6 protein-coding genes are annotated in these 7,123 nt (G+C 69.8%); 2 read left to right on the forward strand and 4 right to left on the reverse strand.

Annotation, left to right across the window (positions count from 1 at the left end):
- Positions 1 to 43: 43 nt before the first annotated feature.
- Positions 44 to 493, reverse strand: coding sequence for an MSMEG_6728 family protein (locus tag LL648_RS37600; RefSeq protein ID WP_232667661.1), 450 nt, complete (start codon positions 491 to 493; stop codon positions 44 to 46).
- 228 nt (positions 494 to 721) lie between these two features.
- A complete protein-coding gene (locus LL648_RS37605; protein ID WP_255687318.1) occupies positions 722 to 1,435 on the reverse strand; it encodes a GAF and ANTAR domain-containing protein in 714 nt (237 codons plus the stop codon).
- A gap of 263 nt (positions 1,436 to 1,698) precedes the next feature.
- On the opposite strand from LL648_RS37605, the gene LL648_RS37610 reads away from it, so the two are divergent.
- On the forward strand, positions 1,699 to 2,676 hold the full coding sequence (locus tag LL648_RS37610) for a manganese catalase family protein (protein WP_255687323.1): 978 nt from the start codon (positions 1,699 to 1,701) through the stop codon (positions 2,674 to 2,676).
- Between the two features lie 132 nt (positions 2,677 to 2,808).
- The gene (locus LL648_RS37615; RefSeq protein ID WP_232667663.1) at positions 2,809 to 4,032 is read left to right on the forward strand and encodes a PP2C family protein-serine/threonine phosphatase; all 1,224 of its coding nucleotides are present in this window, start codon (positions 2,809 to 2,811) and stop codon (positions 4,030 to 4,032) included.
- A 143-nt stretch (positions 4,033 to 4,175) separates the two neighbouring features.
- Here the strand turns inward: LL648_RS37615 and katG are convergent, their stop codons facing one another.
- Both katG and LL648_RS37625 read right to left on the reverse strand, forming a co-directional pair.
- A complete protein-coding gene (gene katG / locus LL648_RS37620) occupies positions 4,176 to 6,377 on the reverse strand; it encodes a catalase/peroxidase HPI (RefSeq protein ID WP_232667664.1) in 2,202 nt (733 codons plus the stop codon).
- A gap of 77 nt (positions 6,378 to 6,454) precedes the next feature.
- Positions 6,455 to 6,889 carry a Fur family transcriptional regulator gene (locus tag LL648_RS37625; protein ID WP_232667666.1) on the reverse strand — a complete coding sequence of 145 codons (435 nt, stop codon included), beginning with the start codon at positions 6,887 to 6,889 and terminating at the stop codon, positions 6,455 to 6,457.
- Between the last annotated feature and the right edge of the window lie 234 nt (positions 6,890 to 7,123).

The following is a 7,123-nucleotide window of genomic DNA, read 5'->3' on the forward strand; positions in this document are numbered from 1 at the left end:
CACAAGACGCACGTCCCTGCCCGAAGTTGCCACCGGGAGTCCGTCAAACCGGCCAGAAGTAGGGGAGTTCGGGGTCGGTGGTCTCGAAGACGGGCAGGTAGTGCGCCGGCATCTTCCTGATCAGCGCCGCGCGGTGGCTGCGGTGCACGCGCTCGTCACCCAGCCACGACGGCAACGCTCCGGTCGTCGAGAGCGCCGCCTGCGAGGCCGGCGACGGGCCGCCGGCGGCAGCCAGATCCGCGGCGATGGTCGCCGCGCACGTGTCCGGGTGCCCGCGCGCGACCCATTCGTCGCACATCGCCGTCCCGTAGGCCGCAACCGCTTCCGGGTGCCCCCTCCACATCTTCACCGCCGGATGGTGCTGCCAGCCGTAGCCCGGCCGCGTCAGCGCGCGCAGGATCTGCAGCGCCTCGACGCGCTGCTTGCCGAGCCGCCGTTCGTCGAGGACCGCCGCGCTGGCGGCGAAGTCGGGGTACGGCAGGAACGTCTGCAAGCGACCACCTCTTCTCGTCCGCGTCCGCGACTACCCCGACCCGCCCGCCCCCATGCCACCCCAACTTCCCCACCGTTTTGCCAACTTGCACGCCCTGGAAGGCGTGCAGATTGGCAAAACGGTGGGGAAGTTCGGGGTCGGGACGCCAGCTCCTGCCGCGAGACGGTCTTCAGTTGTGCGTTCGCCCACCGCTGCGGAGATTCCACCTGAGCATCGGTCGCGCGCAGATCACGTCCGCCGGTGCGGGATCTCCCCCGTGTCGGCGACTTCCAGCGCGACGTCGCGCAGCTTGCGGTTGAGGTGCTGCGACGCCCGACGCAGCAGCGTGAACGCCTCGTCACGGCTGACCAGCCCCGCCGACATCAGCACCCCCATCGCCACCCCGATGTCCCGGCTCGACACCAACGCCACATCCAGGTTCGCGGCCCGCTCCCGGTCCTGGGCCGCACGCACCGCCAATGCCGCGTGCGTGGCGAGGATCGTGCCCAGCGCACGATCGTCCGCGTCGAACGCCGCCGCCGACCGCGAGTACAGGCTCAACGCCCCGATCGTGTCTTCCTCCACGAACAGCTGGAACGACAGCATGCTCCGCACACCCGTCGCGTCGAACGCGCGCCGGCTGAACGAAGGCCATCGCGCGTCCGTCGCCAGATCGTCGATCAGGTACGTGTCGTGCTCCGCGATCGCGTCGAGGCAGGGCCCCTGCCCCACTTCGTGCTGGACCGCGTCGACCGCGGGAGGCACCCCGTCCGTGGGCGCAACCGTCTCGATCCGACCGTTCCGACGCACGATCGACACCGCAGCATGGTCACATCCGCCGACCATCTCCACGCCCGCGCACGTGACCCGGGCCAGGACCTTCTTCGGTGAACCCTGGCCCTGGAGCTGCCGTGCGACGTTGGCGAACGCCTCTGCGATTCGAGCATCCGCAGCTTGCTCCATACCCGCAGAAAATACTTCGGGCCGCCGGTCGGCGCATCTCGATGCGCGCAGTCGTCGCCGACGGGCCTCCCGTCAGGAAGCCCCCTCGGCAGCTCGGCTCGTCCCGACGGAACGACGGTCTGGGCGCTCCTCGCCCCCGGGCAGGACGGGTAACCGCAGCCTCTCGTTTGGCCGATCCGGTGCCGGGTATGCGTGGGCAGCGTCGTCAAGCATCCGGCGACGAATTCCGAGCTCTCCGCAGAGATCGAGGTTCTCGCATGTTCATGCACGTGCAACGAATGATCAATGAGATCGTCCCGGACGAACCCGACCCGGCCGCCGCCAACGCATTGCAGGAAGGCCTCGGGGGACAGTTCGGCGAAATGCGCACGATGATGCAGTACCTGTTCCAGGCGTTCAACTTCCGGGGCGCGGCCGGCAAGCCTTACAAGGATCTGCTCTACGGAGTGGGCACCGAGGAGATCGCGCACGTCGAGCTGATCGCGACGACGATCGCACGGCTGACCGACGGCGCACCGCAGTACAAAGGCGCGGCGACCAAGCCGGTCGACGAGCCCGGCAAGGGTGGGGCGACACCGCTGGACACCGCGCTCGGGGCCGGCAACATCCACCACTACCTGGTCGGCGCCCAGGGTGCGCTGCCGGTCGACGCCGCCGGCAACCCGTGGCTCGGCTCGTACGTCTACAACAGCGGCAACCTCGTCCTGGACCTGCTGTACAACCTCATGCTCGAGTCCACCGGCCGGCTGCAGAAATGCCGCATCTACGAGATGACCGACAACAAGACCGCCCGCGCGACGATCTCCTACCTCATCGTCCGCGACCAGGCCCACGAGAACGCCTACGCCAAGGCACTGGAGTCGCTCGGCATCAACTGGGGTGCCGCCCTCCCGATCCCCAAGACCGACGCCGAACGCTTCCCCGAGGTCAAGAAGCTGCTGGCGGAAGGTCTGCACCTCAAGCAGTTCACGTTCAGCGCCGACAACCTGTCCGAAGCGGGGAAGATCTACCGGGGCGAGGCGCCGGCCAGCGTCGGCGGCGGCACGCTGACCACCGAGGTGGCGCCGGAGGGCTTCCCGATGGACATCGCCGTCGAACGCCCCGAGGAGTTCGCGCCCGGCCTCGACCCCGAACTGCTCGAACTGGTCCAGGCCACCGCGGAGCTCGAGCTGGCGGAAGCCGACGATCCCGGCGCCAACGGGAAGAAGCCCACCACCACTTCGGCGGCGAAGAAGAAGTAGCGTCAGTACCGCCACGATCGGGTACACGTGCTCAGGTGCCCGGTTCCGTCGCGACGGAACCGGGCACCAGATCCGGCGGCTGAACCCATCACGCCACCGGGTCGCCCCTCCCGGGTCAGTACAGTCCGCGCGATGGGAGTCCCGCAGGCATCATGGGCCGAAGTGTTGTCCGGGCTGATCAACGACTCGCACCTCGTGACCGGCGATCAGCTCTCGGCCACGGCGCACCAGGCGGTTCAACCGCTGGGACTCACCGCCGAGGTGCTGATCGTCGACATCGCCCAGCGCCAGCTGATCCCGATCCGCCCTCGAACATCAGCACGCATCAACGTGGAGGGAACCGTCGCAGGGCGCACGTACCAGCTCGGTGAGATCCAGCGCGGGACCGATGCCCAAGGCCGACAACACCTGTGGGTACCGATGCTCGACGGCACCGATCGGGTCGGCGTGGTCCGAATCGGGCTCATGCCGCACGTCGCCGACAGCAGAGAGCTGCGGCAACGGTGCTGGGCCCTGTCGGGATTGCTCGGTCACATCACGGTCTCCAAGATGCCCTACAGCGAACGTCTCCGGTGGCTCCGCGGGAACGGGCCGCTCACGCCGGCCGCGGAGATGCTGTGGCAACTCCTGCCACCCCGCACGTTCGCCACCCCGCAGCTCGTCGTCACGGCACTCGTCGAGCCGCACGACCGGGTTGCCGGCGACGCCTACGACTACTCGGTCAACGCCGACGACGCGTTCCTGGCGGTCTACGACGGCGTCGGGCACGACCTGCAAGCCGGCCAGACCACCGCGCTGGCGATAACCGCGGTGCGCCACGGCCGCCGGGAGGGGCGAACCGATCTGGTCGAGCTGGCCGCCCGCGCCGACGAACTCCTCATGGCTCAGCCAGGCCCGACCAACTTCGTCACGGCGGTGCTCGCCACCCTCGACACCCGCAGCGGGATACTGCGCTACCTGCTGGCCGGTCATCCCCCGCCGCTCCTGCTCCGCGCCCGCCGCACGGTCAAGGAACTCGATGCCGCTCCCCGACCGCCGCTCGGGATCCCACCGGTGCCGGCTCATCCGCCGATGATCGGCACGGAAAAACTCGAACCCGGCGACAGGCTCCTGCTCTACTCCGACGGCATCACCGAGGCTCGCAACAACGACGGGCAGTTCTTCGGCGAGGAACGGCTCATCGACTTCACCGAGCGCGCCGAACTCGACCGGCTGCCCGCGCCCGAAACGCTCCGCAGGCTCACCGCATCGATCCTCGCCCATCAGCACGGATTGCTCCAGGACGACGCCACGTTGCTGATGGCGGACTGGTCGAGCGATGCTCATGAACGGATGTTCCCGGTGCTCGATCCATAGGTCGGGCGGGTGCCCCACACCTGGTCAGCTGCGGTCGTCGGGGCCTTCCGGTGTCTCGACCCGGCGGCGGTCGGGGGCGGTCCAGAACCGACGGACGCCCCGGCCGCCACAGGGGCGGGCCGGGGCGTCGTCAGCGGAGCGATCTACCGCAGGTCGAACCGGTCGAGGTTCATGACCTTGTCCCACGCCTTGACGAAGTCGCGGACGAACCGCTCCTTCGCGTCGTCGGCCGAGTACACCTCGGCGATGCCGCGCAGGATCGAGTTCGAGCCGAAGACCAGGTCGGCCGCGGTGGCGGTGCGTACCACGGTGCCCTGGGCGTCACGGGCCTCGTAGACTCCCTCGTCGTCGACCGACGTGCTCCACTCGACCCCGAGGTCGAGCAGGTTGCGGAAGAAGTCCTGCGACAGCACTCCCGGCCGGTCGGTGAAGACGCCGTGCTGCGTGGCGCCGGTGTTCGCGCCCAGCACCCGCAGGCCGCCGACCAGCACGGTCAGCTCCTTCGCCGTGAGCTCCAGCATGTACGCGCGGTCGACGAGCAGCGTCTCCGGCGAGAGCTTCTGGCCCGGCTCGATCCAGTTGCGGAAGCCGTCGGCGCGCGGCTCCAGGAAGGCGAACGTCTCGACGTCGGTCTGCTCCTGCGAGGCGTCGGTCCGGCCCGCGCTGAACGGAACGGTGACGGTCACACCCGCGTCGGCGGCGGCCTTCTCCACCGCGGCGGTGCCGGCCAGCACGATCGTGTCGGCGAGCGAGACGGGCTTGCCGAACGCCGCGCGGACCTCGTCGAGCTTCGCGATGACCTCCTGCGTGCCGGCGTTGACCGCCCAGCTCGCCTGCGGCTCCAGCCGCAGCCGGGCGCCGTTCGCGCCACCGCGCTTGTCGGTGCCGCGGTAGGACGCGGCGGCCGACCACGCGGTGTGCACGAGCTGCGCGACCGTCAGACCCGACGCCAGGATCTGCCGCTTGAGCTCGGCGGCGTCGGACTCGGAGAGCAGCTCGTGCTCGACGGCCGGCAGCGGGTCCTGCCAGAGCTGGACCTCCTGCGGCACCCACGGGCCGACGTAGCGCGAGACCGGGCCCATGTCGCGGTGCAGCAGCTTGAACCACGCCCGGCGGTACGCCTCGGCGAACTCGTCGGGGTTGTCGCGGAACCGCTCGGAGATCTTGCGGTACTCCGGGTCGGTGATCAGCGCGAGGTCCGTCGTCGCCATCATCGGCGGGTTCTTCTTGCCCTCGATGTGCGCGTCGGGCACGAGCTCCTGGCCCGAGGCCTCCTTGGGCTTCCACTGCTTGGCGCCCGCGGGGCTCGCGGTGAGCTCCCACTCGTAGCCGAAAAGCGTGTCCCAGAAGCTGTTGTCCCACTGGGTGGGCGTCGGGGTCCAGGCGCCTTCGAGGCCGCTGGTGACGGTGTCGGCGCCCTTGCCCGTGCCGTTCTGGTTCTTCCAGCCGAGGCCGCCGGAGTGCACCGGGCAGCCCTCCGGCTCCGGGCCGACGAGGTCCGGGTTGCCGGCGCCGTGCGCCTTGCCGAAGGTATGGCCGCCGGCGATGAGGGCGACGGTCTCCTCGTCGTTCATCGCCATCCGGCCGAACGTCAGGCGGATGTCGTGGCCCGAGGCCTCGACGTCCGCGCTGCCCTTCGGGCCCTCGGGGTTGACGTAGATGAGGCCCATGGTGACGGCGCCGAGCGCCCCCTCGAGCTCCAGCGGGGTGTCGCCGCTGTAGCGCTCGTCGCCGAGCCAGGTGTCCTCCGGGCCCCAGAAGACCTCTTCGGGCTGCCAGACGTCCTCACGACCGAACGCGAACCCGAAGGTCTGGAACCCCATGTCCTCGTGGGCGACGTTGCCCGCGAGCACCAGCAGGTCGGCCCAGGACAGGCTGCGGCCGTACTTCTGCTTGACCGGCAGCAGCAGGCGGCGGGCCTTGTCGAGGTTGCCGTTGTCCGGCCAGCTGTTGAGCGGGGCGAAGCGCTGGGCGCCGTCGCCCGCGCCACCGCGACCGTCGTGCTGGCGGTAGGTGCCTGCGGCGTGCCACGACATGCGGATGAACAGCGGGCCGTAGTGCCCCCAGTCGGCCGGCCACCAGTCCTGCGAGGTGCGCATGAGCTGCACGATGTCGGCCTTGACGGCCTCGAAGTCCAGCTGGGAGACGGCCTGCTTGTAGTCGAAGTCGTCGTCGCCGAGCGGGTCGGAATCGCGGGACGTCTTGGTCAGCACAGCCAGGTCGACCTGGTTGGGCCACCAGTCGCGGTTGGTCCGCGGCCGGCCGGACTGGTGCGGGGTAGGCGCGTCGAGGGCCGGGTTCTCGCTCTCGCTCCTGCTCGCGGTGTTGTCGTTCTCGGTCGACACGTCGGTCCTTCCTCGGTGGGACGCCGGTCGCGCTGGCCGGCGCCAGGTGGTGGGGTGCGCGGGTTCGGGGAGGGCGCTCAGCGGCCCAAGGGCGGAGACTGGCAGGCGGGGCAAAGCCCCCAATAGACGACCTCGGCCTCGTCGATCGTGAAGCCGGAGTCGTCGGACGCGGTCAGGCAAGGGGCCTCTCCGACGGCGCAGTCGACGTCGGTGACCACACCACAGGCGCGGCACACGAGGTGGTGGTGGTTGTCGCCCACCCGCGCCTCGTAACGAGCGACCGAACCCGCCGGCTGGATGCGACGGACCAGGCCTGCGTCGGTGAGCGCCCGCAGGACGTCGTACACGGCCTGGTGCGAGACCGACCCGAGCCGCTGCCGGGTCGCCGCGAGCAGCGTCTCGGTGTCGGCGTGCGGATGATCGTGCACAGCCGACAGCACAGCCTTGCGCGGCGCGGTGACCCGAAGTGCAGCTCCGCGCAGGAGACTCTCGACCTCGGAGGGGTTCTGCACGGGGTCGATCCCAGCACGAAGACCGGAATGAATCAAGTCTAGCGAGATCAACTGGCGTGTCGCCCGGCGCCGGGCGTGGCGCGACGAGCGCGGCGGACAGCCCCGGCGGAGGTGCCAGGAGAGTGGCGTCAGGTGAATTACGGCAGCCCCTGGCTCGACGTTGCACACCGTCGACACACGTTGCACATGGCCGGCCATGTGCAAAGCACACCCACGGTGTGCAACGTCGACCCC

Origin of the sequence: Pseudonocardia sp. TRM90224 (genome assembly GCF_021245725.1) — a bacterium.
In the GTDB taxonomy this organism is placed as follows: Bacteria; Actinomycetota; Actinomycetes; order Mycobacteriales; family Pseudonocardiaceae; genus Pseudonocardia.

Coding starts and splice junctions, on each gene's coding strand:
- LL648_RS37610 (WP_255687323.1), top strand. CDS start 1,699: ATGCACGTGCAACGAATGATCAATGAGATCGTCCCGGACGAACCCGAC.
- LL648_RS37615 (WP_232667663.1), top strand. CDS start 2,809: ATGGGAGTCCCGCAGGCATCATGGGCCGAAGTGTTGTCCGGGCTGATC.
- LL648_RS37605 (WP_255687318.1), bottom strand. CDS start 1,435: ATGGAGCAAGCTGCGGATGCTCGAATCGCAGAGGCGTTCGCCAACGTC.